We start from the raw sequence: 24,018 nt of genomic DNA on the forward strand, positions 1-24,018 counted from the left end.
ATGGTTAGTAAAAGATGGCGATTATGTAGAAAAAGATCAAGCCATTGCCGAAGTTGATTCTGATAAAGCAACATTAGAATTACCCGCAGAAGCAAGCGGAATTATCACGCTAAAAGCAGAAGAAGGCGATGCAGTTGCCGTTGGCGCAGTAGTTTGTTTAATCGACACCGCTGCAGCAAAACCAAGTGGTGATGCTCCAAAAGCAGCTCCAGTTGCAGAAGCACCAAAAGCGGAAGAGAAAAAAGTGGAAGCTCCAAAACCTGTAGCACAACCAGCTGCAACATATGCCACTCAAGCACCATCACCAGCAGCTAGAAAAATATTAGACGAGAAAAACATCCAACCAACTGATATTGTTGGCACTGGAAAAGGTGGAAGAATTACTAAAGATGATGCAGTAAATGCTGTTCCATCAATGGGAACACCAACTGGCGGAAATCGTGGTTCTGAAAGAACAAAATTATCAATGTTGCGTCGTAAAGTAGCTGAGAGATTAGTTTCTGCTAAAAACGAAACCGCCATGTTAACTACGTTTAACGAAGTTGATATGTCGGCAATTTATGCTTTAAGAGCTGAATACAAAGATGCTTTCAAAGACAAACACGGATTAGGTTTAGGATTTATGTCATTCTTTACTAAAGCCGTAACTCGTGCGTTACAATTATATCCTGATGTGAACTCAATGATTGACGGTCAAGAGAAAATCTCTTATGATTTCTGTGATATTTCAGTTGCGGTTTCTGGACCAAAAGGTTTGATGGTTCCAGTAATGCGAAATGCAGAAACATTATCCTTCCGTGGTGTTGAAGCTGAAATCAAACGTTTGGCTTTGCGCGCGCGCGATGGACAAATTACAGTTGACGAAATGACTGGCGGAACATTTACTATTTCAAATGGTGGTGTTTTTGGAAGTATGTTATCAACACCAATTATCAATCCGCCACAATCTGGAATTTTAGGAATGCACAACGTGGTTGATAGAGCAATCGTGAAAAACGGTCAAATCGTTATCGCACCAGTTATGTATGTTGCACTTTCTTATGATCACAGAATTATTGACGGACGTGAGTCTGTTGGTTTCTTGGTTGCTGTAAAAGAAGCATTAGAAAATCCAGTAGAACATTTAATGAATGGAAATGCTAAAAAAGCATTAGAATTATAATACCAACTTTGTCATTCTGACGAAGGAAGAATCTAAATCCCAAATTCCAAAAGAGTTTGGGATTTTTTTTATCCGATGATTTGTTACATTTGTAAACCATGAAACATTTTCCAAAATCATTACAGCAAAAACTGCAACAACGTGAGCAAAATAATGCCTTGCGAAAGTTACCTGTTTCTAATGCTTTAATCGATTTTGCTTCCAATGATTATTTAGGTTTCGCCAATTCGGAGGAAATTTTCAATAAAACGCATCAGTATCTTTTAGAAAATAATATCAAAATAAACGGCGCAACAGGTTCACGATTAATTTCTGGAAATCACAATTTATATCAAATCACAGAAGATTTTATAGCTAATTTTCATCAATCGGAAACCGCGTTGATTTTTAATTCGGGTTACGATGCCAATGTGGGTTTTTTCAGTTCCGTTCCGCAAAGAAATGATGTTATTCTATACGATGAACTTTGTCACGCTTCCATCCGCGACGGAATTTTAATGAGCAACGCCAAATCATATAAATTCCAACACAATGATTTTGAAGATTTAGAAAAGCGACTAACCGTTTGTCACACCGAGCGCAGTCGAGGTGCTTTTTTTGAAATATACGTTGTTACAGAATCCGTTTTCTCCATGGATGGCGATTCGCCAAATTTGGAAGAATTAGTAACTCTTTGTGAAAAATACAATTGCTTTTTGGTGATTGACGAAGCGCATGCGTTAGGTGTTTTTGGTAATCATGGCGAAGGTTTACTTCAAAGTCAAGGTTTGCAAGACAAAGTTTTTGCCCGAATTATGACCTTCGGAAAAGGATTAGGTTGTCATGGCGCTGCGATTTTAGGAAGTTCAGCATTAAAAAGTTATCTCATCAATTTTGCCCGAAGTTTTATTTACACCACAGGACTTTCGCCTCATTCCGTTGCAACCATTTTAATGGCTTATCAAAAGTTGAAAACCGAAAAAGAAGCCATTGAAAATCTGAGAAACAACATTCAATTTTTCAATCAAGAAAAAATGCAAATGGGTTTGAAACCGCTTTTTGTATACAGCAAATCTGCTATTCAATGTGCCATTATTCCAGGAAATGAAAAGGTGAAATCCATCGCAAATCAACTTCAAAACAACGGATTTGATGTAAAACCAATTCTATCGCCAACCGTTCCCGAAGGTCAAGAACGATTGCGTTTTTGTTTGCATTCCTACAATTCCTCCAGCCAAATTTCAGAAGTATTGAAGTTATTAAGTAGCTTTGTATTTTAGCCACTGATGAAACGGATTTTACTGATTTACCTAGATTAGATATGACAAGTTTATTACATAAATCAATTACCGATGCAATTCTAAAAGTTTATTATGAGGTTTATAATGAACTTGGCTATGGTTTTTTAGAAAAAGTATATCAAAATGCAATGTATTTTGAATTAAAATCTTTAGGATATAAAGTAGAAGCTCAAAAACAAATTAAAGTATATTTCAAGAAACAACTAGTTGGCGAATACTATTCTGATTTGCTTGTTGAAGACAAAGTAATCGTAGAATTAAAAGCAACAGAATTGATAATGAATGTTCATGTTGCGCAAATAATGAACTATTTAAAAGCAACTCCAATTGAAGTTGGAATGTTATTGAATTTTGGAGAAGAGCCAGAATTTAAAAGAATAATTTACACAAACGATAGAAAAATAAATATAAAAAATCAGTGATAATCCGTTCAATCCGTTTTATCCGTGGCAAAATACTATGAAACTATTCATCACAGGCATTGGAACCGATGTAGGCAAAACCATCGCTTCTGCTATAATTACACAATCACTCGAAGCCGATTATTGGAAACCTGTTCAAGCTGGCGATTTAGACAATTCTGATAGTCATAAAATTCAACGCTATATTTCTAATAATAAAACCGTTATCCACGAAAATAGCTATAAGTTAAACACACCAGCAAGTCCACATTTTGCAGCAAAAATTGACGGAATTACCATCGATTTAAAAAAGATAATCGAACCTTCAACCGATAATCATTTAGTTATTGAAGGCGCAGGTGGAATTCTCGTTCCGTTAAATGACAACGACTGCATCATCGATTTAATACAACCCGATTACAAAGTAATTCTAGTTTCTCGCCATTATCTTGGTAGCATCAATCATACGTTATTGACATTTGAAGCTTTAAAAAATAGAAATATAGCAGTTGCCGGAATTGTATTTTCTGGCGATGAAAACAAAGCAGCCGAAGAAATAATTTTGTCAAAAACCAAAGCTAAATTTATTGGACGAATTGAAAACGAACCTTATTTTGACCAAAATGTCATTCAGTATTATGCTGATAAATTTCGTGACTCACTTTTAGCATTATAATTAAATGAAAATCGAAAAAGCAACTCAAGAAGATCATCAAGTTTTAACCGAAATCACCAAAAAATCAAAAGCATTTTGGGGATATTCTGCCGAGCAAATGACGATATGGAGTGATACGCTTACCATTTCAGAAGAATATATCGAAACTCATTTTGTGTATAAACTAATACAAGAAAATCAGGTTATTGGTTACTATTCGTATTATTTCGAAAACGAAAAAACCATCAAATTAGACAATCTTTTTTTACTTCCTGAATTCATTGGAAAAGGAATTGGAAACCAACTTATGACTGATTTTTCACATCGAATAAAAGAAATTCCAACTATTGAAAAAGTACTGCTCGATGCCGATCCAAATGCTGAAAAATTCTATCAAAAATTCGGATTTACAACCATTGGACAACTAGAAACAGCCACAAAAAATAGGTTTTTACCCATTATGGAGCGCAACCTTTAACACATCTTTTTACAACATATCGGAACAGAAAATAGAATAAAAAAATAGACTTAGTTATCTTTGCAAAAACATGTAGCGAATAGTCTTTTTTCTATTCTCTATTTTCAATAGTCTAATAAAATGAACCTTTCCGAAAGAGATTTACTATACAACTGGCATCCATACACACAACACAAAACGGCGCAATTTCATCCGGCAATTGTCAAAGGAAAAGATGCCTTGCTTTGGGACGAAAACAATAACGAATACATTGACGCCATTGCATCTTGGTGGGTGAATCCGTTTGGACATTCTAACCAAATCATAGCCGATGCCATTTACAAGCAATTAACCACGTTAGAACACGTTCTTTTTGGCGGTTTTACTCACGATAAAGCCGTCTTATTGTCTGAAAAATTGATGGAAATTTTACCGTCAAACCAAAAGAAAATTTTCTATTCCGACAACGGTTCGACCGCAGTAGAAGTTGCCATAAAAGGATGTTTGCAATATTTTTACAACAAAGGCGAAAAGCGAACCAAAATCATTGCTTTTGAAGATGCTTTTCACGGTGACACCTTTGGAGCAATGGCGGCAAGCGGCATTTCATTTTATACCGAAGCGTTCAAAAGTTCATTGTTAGAAGTGGTTCGCGTTCCAATTCCAACCCAAGGAAACGAACAAAAAGCAATAGAAATTCTAGAAAACCTAGTAAAAACAGACGATTATGCCGCCTTTATTTTTGAACCGTTAGTTCTTGGTGCAGCAGGAATGGTCATGTACAAACCAGAAATTCTGGAAAAAATGATTACCATTTGCAACCAAAACAACGTTTTTACCATTGCCGACGAAGTTATGACAGGTTTCGGAAAAACCGGAAAAACCTTCGCAACCGATTATTTACAAGTAAAACCAGACGTAATGTGTTTGTCAAAAGCCTTAACTGGCGGAACAATCCCAATGGCAATCACCACTTTTTGCCAAGAGATTTACGACGGATTTTATGACGATGATGTTAACAAAGCCTTGTTTCACGGACATACTTTTACCGCAAACCCAACAGGTTGTGCCGCAGCATTGGCAAGTATTTCGTTGCTACAAACCGATGAAATGCAGCACAATATCCAACGGGTTAACGCATCGCATTTGGCATTCGAAGAAAAAATAAAAAACCATCCAAAAGTAGCTACAACTCGCGTACTCGGAACCATTTTTGCCCTTGAAATCAAGACTAAAACCGCCGAAAGTTACTATGGAACGATGCGCACAAAACTCTTTAATTTTTTCATGGAAAACGGCATCATCATGCGACCAATTGGCAACATCGTTTACATTTTGCCGCCATACATCATCACTGAAAATCAACTGCAAAAAGTCTATCAAACCATTGAAAATGCTCTAGAAATAGTGTAATTTTGCGACTTAACCACAAAGGTCACAAAGAATGCACTAAGTGCGCTAAGTTTTGTGTTCTTCGTGATGGCTTAGTGTACTTAGTGGTTAAACTTTTAGTATTGAAAACCAAAATCGCCATAACTGCATTAGCATCCATTTCGCCTTTAGGAAAAAATCCTGAAGAAATTTGGCGCAATTATTTATCAAACAAAACACTAATTTCAACCCAAGAATTCAATGGAAAAACACAATTTGTTGCCACAATTCCGGCGGAAATTAGACAAGAAATAGAAGATTTACGCAAAAGCGAAATCAAATACAAAGCCTTAGACGAAACCGTTTTACTTTCCATTTTAGTATCGCGTCAAGCCATTAAAAATGCGGGTTGGAAAACTAGTGACAACTTTGGCATTAACATGGGTTCGTCTCGTGGTGCGACACAATTATTTGAAAAACACCACCAAGAATTTCTAGAAACCGGAAAAACTTCAACCTTAGCATCGCCAACAACAACACTTGGAAATATTTCGTCTTGGGTTGCTCACGATTTAAAAAACAACGGACCCGAAATTTCACATTCCATAACCTGTTCCACCGCTTTGCATTCCGTTTTAAATGCGGTTGCATGGTTACAATCAGGAATGGCAACTAAGTTTTTAGTCGGCGGAAGTGAAGCACCGTTAACCGCTTTTACTATTGCACAAATGCATGCGTTGAAGATTTATTCTAAAGAAGAAAACACAGCATTTCCATGTCGCTCTTTCGATTTTACAAAAACCAAAAACACTATGGTTTTGGGCGAAGCAGCAAGTGTGGCTTGTTTAGAACTTGGCGAAAACCCAAAGGCATTGGCTTACATCGAAGGAATTGGTTATGCAACGGACGATATTGAACACAATATTTCGATTTCTGACGAAGCGAATTGCTTTCAAAAATCGATGAAAATGGCGTTGCAAAACACCAATTTAGAAGAAGTTGACGCCATTGTGATGCACATGCCTGGAACATTAAAAGGCGATACTTCTGAATACAAAGCCATTCAAAAAGTCTTTATAGAAAATCCTCCGATGCTAACCACCAATAAATGGAAAGTAGGTCACACTTTTGGCGCATCGGGAATGTTGAATATGGAATTGGCTATCCTGATGATGCAACACAATCAATTTATTGGCGTTCCATTTGCGGAAGCACAAAAACCAAGAAAAGAAATCAAAAAAGTATTGATAAACGCGGTTGGTTTTGGCGGAAATGCCGTTAGTGTTTTGTTGAGTAAGAATTAAAATTGACTATGGCTTTTGTCATTTCGACGAAGGAGAAATCTCATAACACAAATCTTTTTGCCACTGATTTCACCGATTATACGGATTTAATAAGTGCTAATCCGTAAAATCCGTTTCATCCGTGAGCTATTTTAAACACAACTGAAAACTGCATCATATTTTAACCTATGAGATAAGTTTATTAGTCAGTTTATGTGATTTCTCCTTCGTCGAAATGACAAATCCAACTCCAAACTCCCAACTATTTTAAGATTCCTACGGAATGACAAACTGTGTGGAAAAACCTGAAACTCGAAACTTCAAAAATCAACTTCAACTTCAAAAATCAAACTTGAAACTTGAAACTTCAAAAATCAACTTCAAACTTCAAACTCCAAACTCCAAACTTCAAACTCCCAACTATTTTAAGATTCCTACGGAATGACAAACTGTGTGGAGAAACCTGAAACTTGAAACTTGATACTCGAAACTTCAAAAATCAACTTCAAACTTCAAACTCCAAACTTCAAACTCCAAACTATTTTAAGATGCTTACAGCATGACAAACTGTGTGAAGAAACCTGAAACCCGAAACCCGAAACTCCCAACTTTAAACTCGAAACTACTTCTCCAGTTCTTTCACTTTACTGTAAATCATTTCGCTTTCCCAGCCTTTACGAAGTAAATAATCACAGAATTTTTTACGCTTTTTTAAGGTGTTTTTTTCCAAAATACTGTTCCAATGGCGTTCGGATAAAGTATTGAACGCTTGTTCGTATTCATCTTCATCAATTTCGGTTAAGGCTAATTTGATGTTAGGCGAAGCAATTTTTCGAGCTTGCAATTCATTAACAATCCTGGTTTTTCCCCAAAACTTAATTCTAAATTTTCCTCTTGCAAAACTTCTAGCAAAACGTTCTTCGTTGAGATAATTATTTTGAATTAAATGCACCATTACCTCATCTATTTCGATGGAAAGTAAGCCTAATTCATAACATTTTTGCACCACTTCTTGATGGCAACGCTCTTGATACGCACAAAAATATTCGAGCTTTTTTTGGGCTTCAGAAAAGGATAGTTTTTGAGACATTTATTGGAAAAAAATTAGCTAAAAAACAAAGGTAAAGAATAAATCTCACTTAATTTTTATGCTGTTTTAACAACTGTTTAAGTAATTGTTTTTCAAAAATTTGCAAAAAATTCTACCGAACTGTCGTACAAAATCTACATTAATCGTAATTAGAAGATGGTTTTGAACAATTATTTGCTTTTTGTTCATTATTTCTTAACATAAAATGATTGTAGATTAACAATTTACACTTATTTTTGTTGTCCCCTTTTCTACCGATGATTTACGCGTGCTATTTTTTATGGCCAAAAACGACGTATTTATAAAAAATTATATTCATTTAATTATGAAATCAAAACTACTACTTTTACTAACACTTTTGGTTAGTGCTTTTTCATGGGGACAAACAACCGAATTGATTATTTCAGAGTATGGTGAAGGTTCATCGGGTAATTCTAAATATATTGAGTTATACAACGGAACTGGAAGCACTATTGATTTAGCAAACTACAGGATAAGAACAGGAGTTAATGGTGCTGCATTGACAGCTTCACTTACATTTTCTTCAACAAATATCATAACTGGAAATACTTATGTAATAGCTAACAATACAACTGATGTGCCAGGTGCAAATATAACATGGGCAAGCGCTACTTGGAATGGAGATGATGCTATTGCACTAGAAAAAAATATTTCTGGAACATGGACATTAATCGATGTAATTGGAACTATAGGTAGTGATCCTGGAACAGGCTGGGCTGTTGCAGGTACAGCAAATGCGACTGTCGACAGAAGACTTACAAGGAAACCAACTGTTTGTTCACCTAACACAAATTGGGCGTCTTCTGCTGGAACAAACGCAACTAATTCAGAATGGATAGTAAGTGCTGCTTATTCAACGGGTTCAGCAAATGCAGGTCATACTGAAACTTGTACACCAACTTGCACCGATCCAGGATTAGCATTTAGCGTAAGCTCAATTACTAAAAATGATACGGACGCTAATTTTACAGAAACGGCAACATCTAGTAGTGCTGGCGCAATAACTTACAGCAGTAGTGATACTGGCGTAGCTACCGTAAATTCAACTACAGGTCAAGTAACTATTGTTGGCCCAGGAACAGCAACTATTACAGCTTCTCAAGTTGCCAATAGTACGTATTGTACTGATACAGCAACTTATACGTTAACGGTTAACAATACTTCACCATTTATTACTCCGGCATCGACTGCTATAATTGCCATGACTACCACTTATGGAACAGCTTCGGCTAACCAATGTATTACGTTTACCGCAGGTAATCTTACGGGCAGTTTAGTAACTGTAACTGCGCCTTCAGGTTTTGAAGTAGCTACAAGTTCTGGCGGAACGTATGCCGCATCACAAACTTATACAGTAGCAAGTGATGGAAGTGCAAGCGGAACAGTTTGCGTTCGATTAGCTAACAATACTGCTGCTGGAACCCATAATGGAAATATTACCTTTAGTGATGGCACAACCTCTGCAACAAAAACAATACCTAACAGCACCGTTAGTCCAAAAGCGTTGACCATAACAGGTTTATCAGCAACCACCAAAGAATATGATGGCAATACCTCAGTAGTAATAACTGGAACAGCAGCTTACAGCGGTTTGGTATTAGGAGAAACTTTTGCCGTGACTGGTTCGGTAACTTGGGCTTTCAGTTCAAAAAATGTTGGCGCTACGGTAGTAAGAACTGGCAACTATAATGCACCTTCAACAAATTATACGGTAACACAACCAACTTTAACAGCAAACATTACTCCAAAAGCATTAACCGTTTCTGGCGCAACAGCACAAAATAAACCTTATGATGGTACTACAACGGCAACTATTACTGGAGCAACTTTGGTTGGAGTAATTTCTCCAGATGCGGTTACTGTTTCGGGTGGAGGAACATTTGCTTCTCCTAACGTTGGTACAGGAATTAGTGTCACCGCTAACTTAACCATAGCTGGAGCTGATAGCGGGAATTATACCGTAACACAACCAACAGGATTGACGGCTAATATCACTCCTGCTTCACCTGTTTTTACTACATCAACAATTAATTTAACTGTTGGCGGAACGTATACTTTGCCTGGAGCAAACATTACTTCAACTTCTGCCGGAGCAATGAGTTACAGCATTTCTGGTGGTGGATTTGCCACTTTAGCCGGTTCTACGATAACAGCTGTTTCAAATGGCACAGAAACACTAACAGTCAATCAAGCTGCTAACGGAAATTATACCGCAGGAAGCACAACAGTTACAGTGAATATAACAACTTGTAGTCCACCACTATGGGAAGAGAATTTTGATTATGGAGGTTGCGATATTGAAGACATTTCAACAAGCACAGCATTCATGACTAATTGGGCATTTCAAAGTAATGGAGCTGATCCTTTTAAATACAATACAGTTGGTCTTTCGTATTCAGGTTATGCAAGTTCTGGAAGTGGTGGAAGTGGGCAATTTCAAGGAGGTGCAGATGATGATTTTAGAAGAGAAGTTTCTGGAGTTAGCGGTATTTCTTCAGGAAATCTATATGCTTCTTTTATGTTGAATATTACTGGAGCTGGAACAGCTGACTACTTTTTGTCATTCATGGACAATAATACTATTCCAGCATACTATGGTTTAGTTCAAATGCGATCTTCCGGAGTTGGATATCAACTTGGTATTAGAAAATCTCCAACTGGAACAATAACATGGAACACACCGGTTTTATCTTTTAATACTACTTATTTAATCGTCATTAAAAACGAGTTTGTTTCAGGAAGTACAAATGATGTTTTTAAAATGTGGATAATTCCAAGCGGAGTACCAGCAAGTGAAGCATTAGCTGGAGCGCCAACAATAACAGCAGTTACGACAGATACAGATCCAAATACTTCAATACGGTATTTTGCTATTCGTGAAACAGGAAAAGAAGTTGGATTTGTTGACGGCATCCGTGTAGCTACTTCATGGGAAAGTCTATTTTGTGGTACTACTCCAACAGCAACTACATATACTTGGACTGGAGCGAATTCTTCATCATGGGCAAATGCTGGAAACTGGTCACCAAGTGGTGTTCCATCTAGCGTAGACAATATCGTAATTAGTTCTACAGGAACAAACATGTTAAACATTACTGATTGTCGCACCGTAAAAGATTTTACGCTTAGTGGAACTGGTGCTTTTACTGCAAGTGCAACAGGTGTATTTACAATTAATGGCAATGTTAGTTATAGTAGTTCAGTATCATCTACCTTAGATTGCGATAGTCAAGTATTTATAAAAAGCGCTGCATCGCAATTAATTCCACCTTTAACCTATGGTAATTTAGATGTTTTAGGAGGTAATAGGGTTTTCTCTCCTACAGGAGTTATAAAAATTTGTGGCGGCTTTAATGTTGTACCAGATCCAAGTACAAGTATTTATACAGTCACTAATAGTACTGTGGAATATATTTCGCCAGATACTGGATGGGCAATGTCTCCTTTTACATACAACAACCTTACTTTTAGTGGCGTAGGAAGTTTTTCCCTTGGTGGTGGTTGGAGTACTTTTACAGGAACAAAAACCATCAATGTTTTAGGTGACTTTAAACAAACGGCAGGTTCATTTATTTTAACATTACCAACAGGTTATACTTATTCTAATTCGGCTCAATTGAATATTGAAGGGAACATGGAAATATCAGGAGGAACTTTCAATATGAAACAAAATAGTGGAGTTCTAATTCCTACAGTCAATCTTAAAGGTGATTTAAGTGTCTCAGGACAATTAATTGGAAGTCTCTCAGGAGGTATATTTAATTTTACAGGAACAGGCGATGGTTTAACAGATGCAACTACCCAAACAATTGATGTTGCCAATGCAGCTACTGCTTCTAATATTGCGTTTAATGTAAATTCAGGATCATATACAAAACTAATTAATCAAGATTTTGCATTAGGCACAAATTCAACTTTTACTGTTAAAACTGGTGGAACATTTGATTTTGGGTTTAACGGAACCAATGGTTCCGGAAATACATCATTGAATATTACCAATAACGGAAGTAGTACAACATTTACCTCACAATCTGGCTCAACCTTAAAAATCACTTCCCCAGATGGTATTACAACCACTGCAAGTTTAGGAAATGTACAAACACCTATTGCAGGAAGAACTTATAATCCAGGTGCGACCTACCACTATATTGGTAAAGCCAATGCTACACAAGTTACCGCAGAAGAAGCCGATCAAATTACAGGAAACGGACTTCCAGACAGCGGTATTACTGGAAAAGTAATCGTAGAATTAGACACTGATGAATTAACCTTTCACGCATCAAGTAATAATAGAAGTTTTGACGCGACTGGAACTTTAGAAATTAGAAAAGGAATTGTTATAGATAACAGCACTTATAGTTTCAATACCAACGCAAGTCAATATGGTAATCTTACTATGAGTGGCGGTCGTTATAGAATATCAAAAGGCAGTGCGAGTGTACAACCTCCTTTTTCAGGAACATATAACTTAACAGGAGGTGTTGTAGAATTTGCAAATACAATATTTACTGCTGGTCAATCGATACGGTCTAAATCCTATCAAAATATTGAGGTTACAGGAACTTATGTTAATAATTCTAATGGCGATACTACATATAACCCAATCGTTTTAAATAATAACGGAACATTTACTATTACTGGAACAGGAAAATTTACAAGTTCTAATGGCTATGTCCCAGTTATTGGAAGTACGAACAACACGAAACTTACTGTAGAAACAGGAGGTCGTTTTGTTACCGCTGTAGTTCCAGGATTTTATGGAAGTGCTTCTGCACAACCTTATCAAAGTGTTCAAAACTCAATAGAAAATATTGTATTAGAACCAGGAAGTATTGTTGAATATGCTAGAAAGCAAGGAGAAATTCCATTTGGTGCTTCTTTGGGTGACCAAACCATTACTCATACTAACTTTGGCACTACTTTAAACCCATACAGTTATCAAAACCTACACATTTCTGGAAGTGGAAATAAAACACTTCAGGACAGTACTGCTACGCGTGTAAATGAAAATTTAGAGGTTTTAGATCTAGCTGGTAATAGCGCAATACTAAAAATAGGAGTAGGAGAAGTTATCACAGTACAAAAAGCAGTAAAAGTTCCAACTACAGCCACTGCAAAAATGGTAATTGAAAACAACGGTCAATTAATTCAAATTGAGGATACCGATCCTGCCAATCTCAATTCTGGAGAAAACTTTTTCATGGAACGAAAAGCAACTGTTACTACAAACGATTATGTATATTGGTCATCGCCAACAGATAATTTTAATGTAAATCTAATTCCAAATAGCGGTTTACGCTATGAATGGAATCCAATTAAATTAAATAGTAACGGAACACAAGGTAATTGGATTGTTCCACCTTCAGTAGCTCCATCAGGACAACCTTTAATGTCAAAAGGAAAAGGTTATATTGTTAGAGTTCCTACTTCAATGGATACTATTGCAACTAATTTCAAAGGAACACCTCGTAATGGAACTGTGGATGTTGATATTTTTAGAGGAAGTAGAACTACAGATGGAACTAATGTAACTAAATTTGACGACAATTGGAATTTAGTTGGAAATCCATATCCTTCGGCTATTAGTGCTTTAGAGTTTTTACAGACTAATGGTGCTAATCTTGTTGATACTGATCCATCAACTCCTACGCCTACAATTCCTGCTACAACTATTGTTGGTTCCGTTTGGATTTGGAAACACGGTATAAATTTATCAAGTGGAAATCAAGATCCTTATTATTACAACTTCGCTAACAACTATAGTTCAACCGATTATATAAAATTTAACGGAACAGGATCAACCGATCCCGATTTTGATGGTTTTATTGGAGCTGGACAAGGATTTATGATTAGTATGAAAGATAATGCCTTTGGAGAAACTCCATATGACATTACACCAACGCCAACCGATACAATTCACTTAGCTCATAAAAACACCATTCGTTTTACTAACAGCATGAGAGTTAAAGACAACGAAAGCGCTTATGATAACACTCAATTCTTTAGAACAGCAAATACAGAGAATAGTGTTGCTGCTAGTGATGAAAAACACCGCATTTGGTTAGACATTATCAAAACTTCAAATGGTCAAACTGATACTGCTTTGATTGGTTATGTTAGTAATGCAACTATGGGTGAAGACAATTTATATGACACGTTCTTTATGCCAAGAAATGAAGTAAGTTTGTATTCGTTAATCAATACAAAATCCTATATCATTCAAGGTCGTTCGCTACCGTTTGATACTACTGATTTAGTTCCGCTGGGAATGAAAATTATTTCGGCAGGAAATCATACGATTGCTATTCGACAAGTAGATGGAATTTTTGAAGGAAATCAAAACATCTATTTGGAAGATAAATTATTGAATATCATTCACGATTTAAAACAAAGTCCGTATCATTTTACTGCACCAGTTGGTATCAACAATACTCGTTTTGTATTACGATATACTACAAACGCACTTGGCAATGCTGATTTTGATTATGATAATCAAGTAATTGTTTTTTCTAAAAACAATACGGTAACGATTAATTCTAGTATTCAAAATATTGACGAAGTTCAAGTGTATGACGTTTTAGGAAGACAATTGTATCAAAAAGCATCGGTTGAAAATCAAGAACATTCGTTTGCAAAAGATATTGCTCAACAAACCGTTATTGTAAAAGTAAAACTCCAAAACGGAATTTGGGTTACCAAAAAGGTTTTGGTTAAATAATCAAAAAGGTCTTGAAAATTTTCAAGACCTTTTTTTATAAGTATTTATTTGTGTTAGATATTGCTTTCTCGTTTTTATAATCAATCCATTTTTGCCCTTTCCATTTTCGCATTAGGTTATCAAAATTACGCATGATAAAAACGTTGTAAGCTGCTTTGGAAAGATTACCAATTTGTCTAGGAAAAGCGCGCAAACTCATCGAAAATCCAGGTGTAACATATTTCATATAATGCCAATAACCTTCGGGCATGTAAAGCATTTCACCATGATTTAGTTCGGTTACTAGTCCTTTTGCTTTTTGTAATGCTGGCCATTTTTGAAAATCGGGATTATCAAAATCGATATCTTCTCTGGATATTAAAGCATGCGGAACTTTGTATAAATAAGGTGTTTCAGTTGGCGCAAATAAAACACATCGCTTTTTTCCATGAAAATGGAAGTGTAAAATATTGGAATAATCAATATCATAATGCATGAAAACCTTGGAATTTTCGCCACCAAAAAATAACATTGGCAATTGTTTGACTAATCGTAATCCAATATTTGGCCATTTGAAATCATCTTTCAAAACGGGAACTTCACTCATTAAATTATACAAAAAAATACGATAATTAGTCGGTTTCGACTGAAGCAAATCTACATAATCGCTCATTTTCATTTTGGCGTGAGCTTCATTAAAACCATCTTTATGAGAAACTGGTCTATCATCATATAGCGGAACGATTTTATCTCCAGCTACTTGTTTAATATATTCCAAATTCCATTTTTCAAAAGCGGGCCAATCTTGAGTTAATTGTTCTACAACAACTGGTTTTTGTTTTTTTACATAATTAGTATAAAATTCATCTTTTGAGATGGTTTTTACACGTTCAATTTCTGTGAGTGCTAATGACATAGACTGAGTTTATATAATAAAAAAAGCTCTTAGCAAAAAATGCTAAGAGCAAAGTTATAAAAAGGTTTATAAATTGTAAAAGTTTAAGGAAATGTTAACTTATTTTCCTTTATTTGAAGCTTCTAAATTTCTTTCGATTTTGTGTTCTGGTCGTGTCCATTTTGGTTTTTCACCCAACGATTGAAATTGAGAGTCTTCGGCTTCCACAGTTTTAGGTTGCATTACTTTGATGAACGGTTTTTGTGGAATTAATCCAAGAAGTTCAAACATTTTCATGTCTTCGTTTACATCAGGATTTGGTGTAGTCAACAATTTATCTCCTGCAAAAATCGAATTTGCTCCTGCAAAGAAACACATCGCTTGACCTTCGCGCGACATTTCGGTTCTTCCTGCCGAAAGACGAACTTGGGTTTCTGGCATAACAATTCGGGTAGTTGCTACCATACGAATCATTTCCCAAATTTCAACTGGTTTTTCGTTTTCCATTGGTGTTCCTTCAACAGCAACTAAAGCATTAATCGGCACCGATTCAGGTTGCGGATTTAAAGTAGCCAAAGCAACAAGCATTCCTGCTCTGTCTTCGATACTTTCTCCCATTCCAATAATTCCACCGCTACACACGGTCACGTTAGTTTTTCTAACGTTTTCTATGGTTTGCAATCTATCGTCAAAAGCACGAGTTGAAATTACTTCTTTATAATAATCTTCTGAAGTGTCAAGATTGTGATTATAAGCATATAATCCGGCTTCAGCTAATCGTTGCGCTTGATTTTCGGTTAACATTCCTAGCGTGCAACAAACTTCCATATCGAGTTTGTTAATCGTACGAACCATTTCTAGAACTTGGTCAAATTCTTCGCCGTCTTTTACATTTCGCCACGCTGCGCCCATGCAAACACGTGATGAACCTGATGATTTTGCTCGCAACGCTTGTGCTTTTACTTGTTGAACTGACATTAAATCATTTCCTTCAATATCAGTATGATATCTTGCTGCTTGCGGACAGTAGCCACAATCTTCGGGACAACCACCAGTTTTTATCGATAAAAGTGTTGAAACCTGAACCACATTTGGGTCATGATGCTGCCTGTGAATTGTTGCTGCTTCGTATAATAAATCCATTAATGGCTTATTATAAATGGCAATAATTTCTTCTTTTGTCCAATTATGTTTAGTGATGCTCATATTTGCTTTGTATAAGGCATCAAAAATAGGGAATTGTTCTAAAGTATCAAAGTAAGTCGCTTATTTAACAGTTAATCATTTAATAGCGTTTTGTTTCTCCAAAACTGCATACTTATAAAAACAACAATCATTGATGAAGCTAATCCTTCAAAAAGAAGTCCAAAACAATACTCGTTGACGCTTGCGCCACCAAAAATGAATTGCTCCGATAATCGATTGATATACTGTGTTCCTCCTTTATTATAGATGTAAAACAACAATCCAGCAATACTGATAACAACACCAAATATAGCTGTAAAACCAGCCGACAATAAGTTTGAAAGATATCCATTTTGTCCTTCCATCAGGTTTTGTTTTATCGTTCGGTTAACCCAATAAAAGACAAAAAGTAGGTTTAAAATTCGCAGGTAATAATTGTCAGAAAGATTTAAAAGTTCCATCAAAAGAAAAAATAAAGCAATACTAACCGACATTAGAAACCCATTGATAAGTTCTCTTGGAAGTTTCATAATAGTAAATTTTAGAGTTAAAACTCGGTTAAATTCCTATCAAAGTTAGAACAAAATATACTGAAAATCAATATTTTAACATTTTTTTAGTTCCTAAAACTTTCTATAAAAAGAAGTGAAGTTACTTTATCATTTGCAATTTGGGCTTTAAGCGCGTCTAAAGAGTCAAACTTTTGCTCGGAGCGAATTCTCTTTAAAAATGAAATATTTATAGACTTTCCATAAACATCTTGATCAAAATCAAAGATATTCACTTCCAACTTTTGTTTTTGATTGGTATTTTCTACCGTTGGATTTGTGCCAATGTTCATCATTCCAAAATAGGATTGATTATCAATTTTACATTCCACTACATAAACACCGCTATTAGGAATAAGTTTATAGTCTTCGTTAATACTGATGTTTGCTGTTGGAAAACCAATCGTTCTTCCGAGTTGCTTTCCTTGAACAACCATTCCAGTTATAGCATAATTATATCCCAAAAATGAATTGGCTAACTCAATATTACCATCGGTTAAAGCATTTCTAATTTTGGTAGAACTAACAGCAACTTCATTTAATTCTTCTGCCGAAATTTGTTCTACTTCAAAGTTATATTGGTTTCCAAACGCAATTAAATCATTAATATCGGCGGTTCTATTTTTTCCAAAACGATGATCATATCCAATTACAATTTTTTGAATATTGAAAATATCGACTAATACTTTTTTTACAAATTCTTCTGCCGAAAGTGATGCAAATTCTTTGTCGAATGGATGAATAACTAAATTATCAATACCTGCTTTTTCAATCAAATTACTTTTTTCATCAATCGTATTTAGCTGCTTCATTTCGGTTGCTGTTTGTAAAACCGTCCTCGGATGAGGAAAAAAAGTAAGCACTAATGATTCATAATCACTATTGTTTGTGTTTTGAATTATCTTTTCCAAGATTTTTTTGTGTCCAACATGTACTCCGTCAAATGTACCGATGGTTACTATGGTTTTTTTCTTGGCAGTAAAAGAATGTATAGAGGAATAGGTTTTCAATAGTTGTTTTTTATTTTTTACAAAAGTAAATTTTATTTTAAAAAAAAAGGATTGAAAATAAATTCAATCCTCTTTTTAAATTATGATAAGTGATTATTCTTTAATAAAACGTAATGTTTTACTTTGAGCACCATTAGAAACTGTGATTAAATAAACACCATTGCTAAAATTAGTTGTATCAATTGATAAATCATCTTGATTTGTAATATTTTTTTGCGCCACAACTTGTCCTAGATAATTGTAAACCGCAACATTTTTAATCATTTCAACCCCTGATGGAACGGCAATATTTAGAATGCTTTTTGTTGGATTAGGGAAAACATAAACATCGTTTAATGTTTCAAACGTTTCATTACTTAAAAAGTTAACTGAAAACGCTTTACTTTCTGAACTACCAAAAGAAGCACCAGAAGCTACTATTGTTACACCATCTGTAGATTTTATATCATAATAACCTTGTCCATAACCACAGCAAATACCGTCACCTGCTGTATCGTTTATTGTAAATGTGTAACAATCATTACTTGGTAATGTCCAGTTTTGCGTAATTAAAGTTGGTAACACAGCAGAAGTAGAATTAGAATATGGTATACTAGAATATAAAGTTGTTCCTGCTTGATTTTTTAATGTCCAAGTAGTTTCCGCGCCATAAAAATCTCTTTGTAATCTAAACACATAATTATTAAATGAATAATTAGTAGGCAATGTAGGAATTGTATAAGTTGTGGAAACACTATTGTTTGTAGCTCTTTGATCTGTTACTCCATTAGCGGTAGTGATTGCAGCATTTAAAGTTCCACTTGTAGCATTAGTAATTGGCATATCAAAAGTAGCAAATTTATCTTGAGCTAAATTTCCTGACCAATTGTAATTATAACTAGTTCCTCCATTGATGTTATAAGCTATTACTGCAGATGTCAATGCTGAAGTTCCTCTATTATAAATAGTAACTTTTACTGTTGGCCCTGAACCCGTAGGACAGCTTGTTTCTCCAGCAGTAGTACAAACTCTTTCCAACTTCAATTCAGCATCGTTAACAAATAATGGAATTGGTTGATCTTTAGTTGATGTTTTTAAACTAGCTCTTCTTTGCATAGAATTCATAACGGATGTTATTCTAGCTTTTTGTTCTATAGTAAATATGTTCATACAAGCATCATCTGTATAATCCATGTAATTTTGAATCATATCATTCCCTCCTGTTGGGCATGAATTAATTGGAGAACAACCTCCGTTAGGACTAGCAACTGCTGGAGTATCGGCGCAAAAATCACCCGAAGTATTATTTTCACCTGCACATCCACCTTGAAAAGTATGATATAATCCTAAAAAGTGTCCCACTTCGTGAGTCATGGTTCTTCCTTTATCGAATGGAGGTGAAAAGTTACCAGTAGCTAAACTAGAACTACCAAAAAAACCATATCCCGCTACAACTCCATCTGTATTTGCTAAAGAAGTATTATTACTTGGAAATTGTGCATAACCCAATAAATCAGAACCATCCCAATTCACACTCCACATATTCATATATAGAGTTGGATTCCATATTGTCTGAGGTTTAACTTCAGCATCTATTAAATCCTGAATTTCTGCAAATGATCCTGCATTATAATTATCTCTACAAAGATTCACTCTATTAATACCGTTTGTAGGGTTTCCATTTGGATCAACTTTTGCCAAAACAAACTCAATTTGAACATCGGCTCCAACAGCATTTGTATTAAATCCTGGAGTTCCTGCCATTCTTCTGTAATCTTGAGTCATTACAGTTATTTGAGATTGAACTTGCTCATCAGTAATATTTTCATTGGTTCCATAAGCATCACCATTGTGAATAACATGAACCACAACTGGAATATAAATTATCCCACCACTTTGCGAGGCATTTGCCGGCGTGTTTTTGTATTGTTCAACATAAGGAGCAATGTATGCCTCAAATTGCTCTTTTGACATTCTTTTTGGATCTTTAGAATATAATAATTCTTCATACTCATCTGTAGCACATCTAATCATTCCAGATGGAGTAAAGTTTTCTGGCTTAATCCCTTCTAAACGTTTAGTTTTTTGCTTTACTTCCTGAGTATATCCAACAGAAAGAAAAGACAAAGCGATTAAACTTAATAAAGTAGTTTTTTTCATTTTTTTTAATTGTAAAGGTATAGTATGGTTAACTTTAGCTTGTAAAAGTATAAAAAAAAGTGTTATATAAAAGAAAAATTAAACTTAGTATAAACTTTATTTTATATCACTACAAGGACTATTTCCTGTGTAAAAAAAACAGGCTTTCTTTTAACTATTATTTTATACAAAAAACACTATTTTTGAAGACTTTAAAAAAATTAAAAAATGAGAAAAATTACTTTATTATTTATTTTTCTTGCTGGATTTATTGCTAATGCGCAAAGAACATGCGGAATGGTTGAAAAAATGCAACAAATTATGTCCGATCCAGTAAAGAGACAAAAATTTCTTGATCGTCAGCAAAAATTCGAACAAGAACTATACAAGTTACAAAATGTACAGCACAGAAATACAGGAGAATTATCAAGCACAAACACAACTATTAGAATTCCTGTAGCAGTACATTTTCCTAGCGTTTCTACTGGGGCAAACGCAACGCTAAAAAACTGTTTAAGAAACTTAGCTCAGTCGCAAATAAACAGATTGAATGCTGACTATAATGCAACGAATACCGATATTTCAAACTGGGCAACAGCATCTGCTTTTTACCCAATGGTTTCTAGCGTAGGTTCAATGAATGTGGAATTTATTCTTGCTACAGAAAATCACCCTACAGGAACTGGATTAGCCAATGGAACAGTTGCTGTAACCTTTGGAACAGATTATTTAAGTGGCGCAGATTATGACACAACTTGGGCTGGATATATAAATATTGCTGTAAGATATGCTGATGGTAGTTTAGGATACTCTTATATGCCAGGTGATCCTAGTTGGGGTGATGCAGTAATTATTGATAGCGAAGCTTTTGGCTCAGGAGCAGGTTGTACAGGTTATGTTCCTGGCGCACCATATAATTTAGGAAGAACATTAACACATGAATTAGGTCACTTTTTTAATCTTGACCATACTTTTGCAGGATGTGGAGAAACAAATTGCGCACAATATAACGCCTTCAATCCAAATGGCGATGGTATTTGTGACACTCCAGCTGTAAGCACTCCAGCATATAGTTGCCCTACTGCCGGAAGTAAAAACGGATGTGTTTCAGGGCAAAAAGCACTAACTATGAATTATATGGATTATGTAAACGATGCTTGTATGTACATGTTTACACCAGGACAAATACAAAGGATGACAGCACAATATAATGCTATCTCAGATTTATTAAAAACAAATGTTCTTTCAAACAATACTTTTATTAAAAATAACTTCAATATTTATCCAAATCCTAGCAACGGAACTTTTATTATTAAGTTCAAAGATTTATCAAATGATTATTCTGTTGAAGTTTTTGATATTTCGGGAAGAATTGTTTTTGAAGATTATTACACTCAATCTTCGAACCTAGAGCAAACAATTTCAATTGACAAACCAAGTTCAGGAGTTTATTTTGTAAACGTGAAAAGCGGAAGTATCATTACAACTGAAAAAATTATCATTAAATAATTTTCTTCTTTTAAAAACAAAAGCTCCGAAAATTTCGGAGCTTTTTTATTTCCCATTATATTCATTCATAGTGTTACTTAATCCCGCTAAGGCAAATGACCGAATTACCTTTGACGCTACTTCTAATCGTTCTATTAGCATAGAATTTTCCTCTGATGTCCATTCGCCAAGAACATAATCTACTTGTTGTCCTTTTTTGAATTGATCACTAATCCCAAAACGAAATCGTGGATATTCAACTGTGTTTAAAACAGCCTGAATACTTTTTAAACCATTATGACCTCCATCGCTTCCTTTTGCCTTAATTCGAATGGTTCCAAAAGACAAATTCAAATCATCTGTTATTACTAAAATATTTTCTTTTTCAATATTCTCCTTTTCCATCCAATATTTTACTGCTTTTCCGCTCAAGTTCATATAGGTACTTGGTTTTAGCAAAAACAATTTTCTTCCTTTGATGTTGTATTCGGCTACATCGCCTAACTTTTGTGTTTGAAAAGTTATACTTTCATCTTTGGCTAAATAATCCAATACTTTAAAACCAATATTGTGTCTTGTATTCTCATATTCTTGCCCAATGTTGCCTAATCCAACAATTAAAAACTTCTTCATTGTGTTCGTTTCTTGACTATTTTTTTTCCGAAAAATGTATTCCAAAAATTCATTTGGCAAAAATAATCCAAAATAATTGTAAAATAAAAAAAGCACCAGTTATAAACTGATGCTTTCTTTTGTATAAGGTTTTGAAAATTATTTTTTCTTTCCTTTTGCTGGAGCTTTTGCTGCTTTTGCTGCTTCTTGAGCTGCTTTCATCGCCGCACGTGAAATCTTCACTTGACAAACTACAGTATTATCTGGGTGCATTAATTTAAAATTGTTTACTTCTAATTTAGTAACATACAATTTATTACCCATTTGTAATTCTGAAATGTTTGCTTCAACAAAATCAGGAAGGTTTTTAGGTAAAGCTTTTACTTTTAATCTACGTTGGTTTAAACGTAAATCACCACCTAATAATACACCTGGAGATGTACCCGTGATTTTAACTGGAACTTCCATAATGATTTCTTTTTTCTCATCCAATTGGAAGAAATCAATATGAAGAATTTTGTCCGAAATTGGATCAAACTGAATGTCTTGTAAAATAGCATCAGTTGTTTTCCCATTCAAATCCACTACAACAGTGTGTGCATTTGGAGTGTAAACCAAGCTTTTGAATGCTTTTTCTTCTGCTGCAAAATGTACTGGTTGTTTTCCTCCGTAAATAACACACGGAACCATTCCAGCATCACGTAAGGCTTTAGTAGCTTTTTTGCCTACGCTTTCTCTTTCTTGTCCTTTAATCGTAATCGATTTCATTTAAAAATATTTATAGTTAATAATAAATTACATTAAAAATTTTCCACTAATGGAATTGTTGTGCTGAACCATGTTCATTACTTCTGCAAAAAGCGGCGCACAACTTACCACTCTTATTTTATTTGATTCTTTCTTCAACGGAATAGAATCGGTAACAATTAATTCGGTCAACTTTGAATTTTCTATTTTTTCATAAGCATCGCCCGAAAGAATTGCGTGAGTACAAATCGCTCTAACGCTAATTGCACCTTTTTCGATCATTAAATCGGCTGCTTTTGCCAAAGTTCCTCCAGTATCAACCATATCGTCAACCAAAATAACATTTCTTCCTTTTACTTCACCAATCAATTCCATGGTGTCGATGATATTGGCTGCTTTTCGTTGTTTGTAACAAATTACAACATCTGATTCTAAAAACTTAGAATAAGCATAAGCTCTTTTTGATCCACCCATATCTGGAGATGCAATCGTCAAATTATCCAACTGCAAACTTTTTACATAAGGCAAAAAGATAGTAGAAGCAAACAAGTGATCAACTGGTTTTTCAAAAAATCCCTGAATTTGATCAGCATGTAAATCCATCGTCATAATTCGAGTTGCTCCAGCTGTTTCTAATAATTTAGCCACCAGCTTTGCTCCTATTGGAACTCTTGGTTTGTCTTTTCTATCTTGTCTTGCATAGCCAAAATAAGGAATAACTGGAGTTATATGTCTAGCTGACGCTCTTTTTGCAGCATCTATCATCAACAATAATTCCATTAAATTGTCTGCACTTGGGAAAGTGGAACAAACAATAAAAACTCGAATTCCTCTTATTGACTCTTCAAAAGAAGGCTGAATTTCACCATCACTAAATTTTGAGAACGTAACTTTACCCAACGGAATTCCATAGTGTTTAGCTATTTGTTCTGCTAGATGGACGCTTTGTGAACATGCAAATATTTTTGCTTCGGGTTCTAAATGCGACATTATAATTT

Annotated in this window: 18 protein-coding genes; 9 read left to right on the forward strand and 9 right to left on the reverse strand. The window is 35.0% G+C overall.

Annotated features, from left to right (window positions below; genetic code table 11):
• The 7 genes from odhB to G6042_RS05490 all read left to right on the forward strand — a co-directional run.
• Nucleotides 1-1,162 (forward strand): 2-oxoglutarate dehydrogenase complex dihydrolipoyllysine-residue succinyltransferase (odhB, locus tag G6042_RS05460; protein WP_169523299.1); only part of this gene is annotated, 1,162 nt, incomplete at its 5' end.
• A 98-nt stretch (nucleotides 1,163-1,260) separates the two neighbouring features.
• Nucleotides 1,261-2,421 (forward strand): aminotransferase class I/II-fold pyridoxal phosphate-dependent enzyme, encoded by a 1,161-nt coding sequence (locus tag G6042_RS05465; RefSeq protein ID WP_169523300.1) that lies wholly within the window; start codon nucleotides 1,261-1,263, stop codon nucleotides 2,419-2,421.
• Nucleotides 2,422-2,462: 41 nt separating this feature from the next.
• Nucleotides 2,463-2,864 carry a GxxExxY protein gene (locus G6042_RS05470; protein ID WP_169523301.1) on the forward strand — a complete coding sequence of 134 codons (402 nt, stop codon included), beginning with the start codon at nucleotides 2,463-2,465 and terminating at the stop codon, nucleotides 2,862-2,864.
• A 37-nt stretch (nucleotides 2,865-2,901) separates the two neighbouring features.
• Nucleotides 2,902-3,519: a dethiobiotin synthase gene (gene bioD, locus G6042_RS05475; protein WP_169523302.1), complete on the forward strand. Its 618-nt coding sequence runs from the start codon at nucleotides 2,902-2,904 to the stop codon at nucleotides 3,517-3,519.
• A 4-nt stretch (nucleotides 3,520-3,523) separates the two neighbouring features.
• Complete coding sequence (locus tag G6042_RS05480) at nucleotides 3,524-3,976, forward strand: GNAT family N-acetyltransferase (RefSeq protein ID WP_169523303.1); 453 nt, start codon at nucleotides 3,524-3,526, stop codon at nucleotides 3,974-3,976.
• A 120-nt stretch (nucleotides 3,977-4,096) separates the two neighbouring features.
• Nucleotides 4,097-5,368: an adenosylmethionine--8-amino-7-oxononanoate transaminase gene (gene bioA, locus G6042_RS05485; RefSeq protein WP_169523304.1), complete on the forward strand. Its 1,272-nt coding sequence runs from the start codon at nucleotides 4,097-4,099 to the stop codon at nucleotides 5,366-5,368.
• Nucleotides 5,369-5,469: 101 nt separating this feature from the next.
• Entirely contained in the window at nucleotides 5,470-6,630 is a 1,161-nt protein-coding gene (locus tag G6042_RS05490; RefSeq protein ID WP_169523305.1) for a beta-ketoacyl synthase N-terminal-like domain-containing protein, read from the forward strand.
• A 601-nt stretch (nucleotides 6,631-7,231) separates the two neighbouring features.
• Here the strand turns inward: G6042_RS05490 and G6042_RS05495 are convergent.
• The gene (locus G6042_RS05495; RefSeq protein WP_169523306.1) at nucleotides 7,232-7,699 is read right to left on the reverse strand and encodes a regulatory protein RecX; all 468 of its coding nucleotides are present in this window, start codon (nucleotides 7,697-7,699) and stop codon (nucleotides 7,232-7,234) included.
• A 325-nt stretch (nucleotides 7,700-8,024) separates the two neighbouring features.
• On the opposite strand from G6042_RS05495, the gene G6042_RS05500 reads away from it, so the two are divergent.
• Nucleotides 8,025-14,438: a YDG domain-containing protein gene (locus G6042_RS05500; protein ID WP_169523307.1), complete on the forward strand. Its 6,414-nt coding sequence runs from the start codon at nucleotides 8,025-8,027 to the stop codon at nucleotides 14,436-14,438.
• A 34-nt stretch (nucleotides 14,439-14,472) separates the two neighbouring features.
• Here the strand turns inward: G6042_RS05500 and G6042_RS05505 are convergent, their stop codons facing one another.
• The 5 genes from G6042_RS05505 to G6042_RS14195 form a co-directional block, all read right to left on the reverse strand.
• Entirely contained in the window at nucleotides 14,473-15,333 is an 861-nt protein-coding gene (locus G6042_RS05505; RefSeq protein WP_169523308.1) for a cupin-like domain-containing protein, read from the reverse strand.
• Between the two features lie 99 nt (nucleotides 15,334-15,432).
• Nucleotides 15,433-16,518 (reverse strand): biotin synthase BioB, encoded by a 1,086-nt coding sequence (gene bioB / locus G6042_RS05510; protein ID WP_169523309.1) that lies wholly within the window; start codon nucleotides 16,516-16,518, stop codon nucleotides 15,433-15,435.
• Between the two features lie 71 nt (nucleotides 16,519-16,589).
• A complete protein-coding gene (locus G6042_RS05515; protein ID WP_169523310.1) occupies nucleotides 16,590-17,027 on the reverse strand; it encodes a hypothetical protein in 438 nt (145 codons plus the stop codon).
• Nucleotides 17,028-17,113: 86 nt separating this feature from the next.
• Nucleotides 17,114-18,055, reverse strand: a complete 942-nt coding sequence (locus G6042_RS14190; protein ID WP_211161641.1) for a bifunctional riboflavin kinase/FAD synthetase — start codon at nucleotides 18,053-18,055, stop codon at nucleotides 17,114-17,116.
• A gap of 93 nt (nucleotides 18,056-18,148) precedes the next feature.
• The gene (locus G6042_RS14195; protein ID WP_211161642.1) at nucleotides 18,149-20,194 is read right to left on the reverse strand and encodes a M43 family zinc metalloprotease; all 2,046 of its coding nucleotides are present in this window, start codon (nucleotides 20,192-20,194) and stop codon (nucleotides 18,149-18,151) included.
• Between the two features lie 207 nt (nucleotides 20,195-20,401).
• Between G6042_RS14195 and G6042_RS05530 the strand changes: the two genes are divergently transcribed.
• Complete coding sequence (locus G6042_RS05530) at nucleotides 20,402-21,682, forward strand: zinc-dependent metalloprotease (protein WP_169523311.1); 1,281 nt, start codon at nucleotides 20,402-20,404, stop codon at nucleotides 21,680-21,682.
• Between the two features lie 45 nt (nucleotides 21,683-21,727).
• Here the strand turns inward: G6042_RS05530 and pth are convergent, their stop codons facing one another.
• The 3 genes from pth to G6042_RS05545 form a co-directional block, all read right to left on the reverse strand.
• Entirely contained in the window at nucleotides 21,728-22,294 is a 567-nt protein-coding gene (gene pth, locus G6042_RS05535) for an aminoacyl-tRNA hydrolase (RefSeq protein ID WP_169523312.1), read from the reverse strand.
• A gap of 138 nt (nucleotides 22,295-22,432) precedes the next feature.
• Nucleotides 22,433-23,041, reverse strand: a complete 609-nt coding sequence (locus G6042_RS05540; RefSeq protein ID WP_169523313.1) for a 50S ribosomal protein L25/general stress protein Ctc — start codon at nucleotides 23,039-23,041, stop codon at nucleotides 22,433-22,435.
• A gap of 27 nt (nucleotides 23,042-23,068) precedes the next feature.
• On the reverse strand, nucleotides 23,069-24,010 hold the full coding sequence (locus G6042_RS05545; protein WP_169523314.1) for a ribose-phosphate pyrophosphokinase: 942 nt from the start codon (nucleotides 24,008-24,010) through the stop codon (nucleotides 23,069-23,071).
• Nucleotides 24,011-24,018: the final 8 nt, after the last annotated feature.

Source organism: Flavobacterium solisilvae, assembly GCF_012911605.1.
GTDB lineage: Bacteria > Bacteroidota > Bacteroidia > Flavobacteriales > Flavobacteriaceae > Flavobacterium > Flavobacterium solisilvae.

Excerpts from the sequence above, each read along its gene's own strand:
- G6042_RS05500 (WP_169523307.1), top strand. The coding sequence starts at position 8,025 with ATGAAATCAAAACTACTACTTTTACTAACACTTTTGGTTAGTGCTTTT.
- G6042_RS05470 (WP_169523301.1), top strand. The coding sequence starts at position 2,463 with ATGACAAGTTTATTACATAAATCAATTACCGATGCAATTCTAAAAGTT.
- bioD (WP_169523302.1), top strand. The coding sequence starts at position 2,902 with ATGAAACTATTCATCACAGGCATTGGAACCGATGTAGGCAAAACCATC.
- G6042_RS14195 (WP_211161642.1), bottom strand. The coding sequence starts at position 20,194 with ATGAAAAAAACTACTTTATTAAGTTTAATCGCTTTGTCTTTTCTTTCT.
- G6042_RS05505 (WP_169523308.1), bottom strand. The coding sequence starts at position 15,333 with ATGTCATTAGCACTCACAGAAATTGAACGTGTAAAAACCATCTCAAAA.
- G6042_RS05495 (WP_169523306.1), bottom strand. The coding sequence starts at position 7,699 with ATGTCTCAAAAACTATCCTTTTCTGAAGCCCAAAAAAAGCTCGAATAT.
- G6042_RS05540 (WP_169523313.1), bottom strand. The coding sequence starts at position 23,041 with ATGAAATCGATTACGATTAAAGGACAAGAAAGAGAAAGCGTAGGCAAA.
- pth (WP_169523312.1), bottom strand. The coding sequence starts at position 22,294 with ATGAAGAAGTTTTTAATTGTTGGATTAGGCAACATTGGGCAAGAATAT.
- G6042_RS05465 (WP_169523300.1), top strand. The coding sequence starts at position 1,261 with ATGAAACATTTTCCAAAATCATTACAGCAAAAACTGCAACAACGTGAG.
- bioA (WP_169523304.1), top strand. The coding sequence starts at position 4,097 with ATGAACCTTTCCGAAAGAGATTTACTATACAACTGGCATCCATACACA.
- G6042_RS05515 (WP_169523310.1), bottom strand. The coding sequence starts at position 17,027 with ATGAAACTTCCAAGAGAACTTATCAATGGGTTTCTAATGTCGGTTAGT.
- G6042_RS05545 (WP_169523314.1), bottom strand. The coding sequence starts at position 24,010 with ATGTCGCATTTAGAACCCGAAGCAAAAATATTTGCATGTTCACAAAGC.
- bioB (WP_169523309.1), bottom strand. The coding sequence starts at position 16,518 with ATGAGCATCACTAAACATAATTGGACAAAAGAAGAAATTATTGCCATT.
- G6042_RS05480 (WP_169523303.1), top strand. The coding sequence starts at position 3,524 with ATGAAAATCGAAAAAGCAACTCAAGAAGATCATCAAGTTTTAACCGAA.
- G6042_RS05530 (WP_169523311.1), top strand. The coding sequence starts at position 20,402 with ATGAGAAAAATTACTTTATTATTTATTTTTCTTGCTGGATTTATTGCT.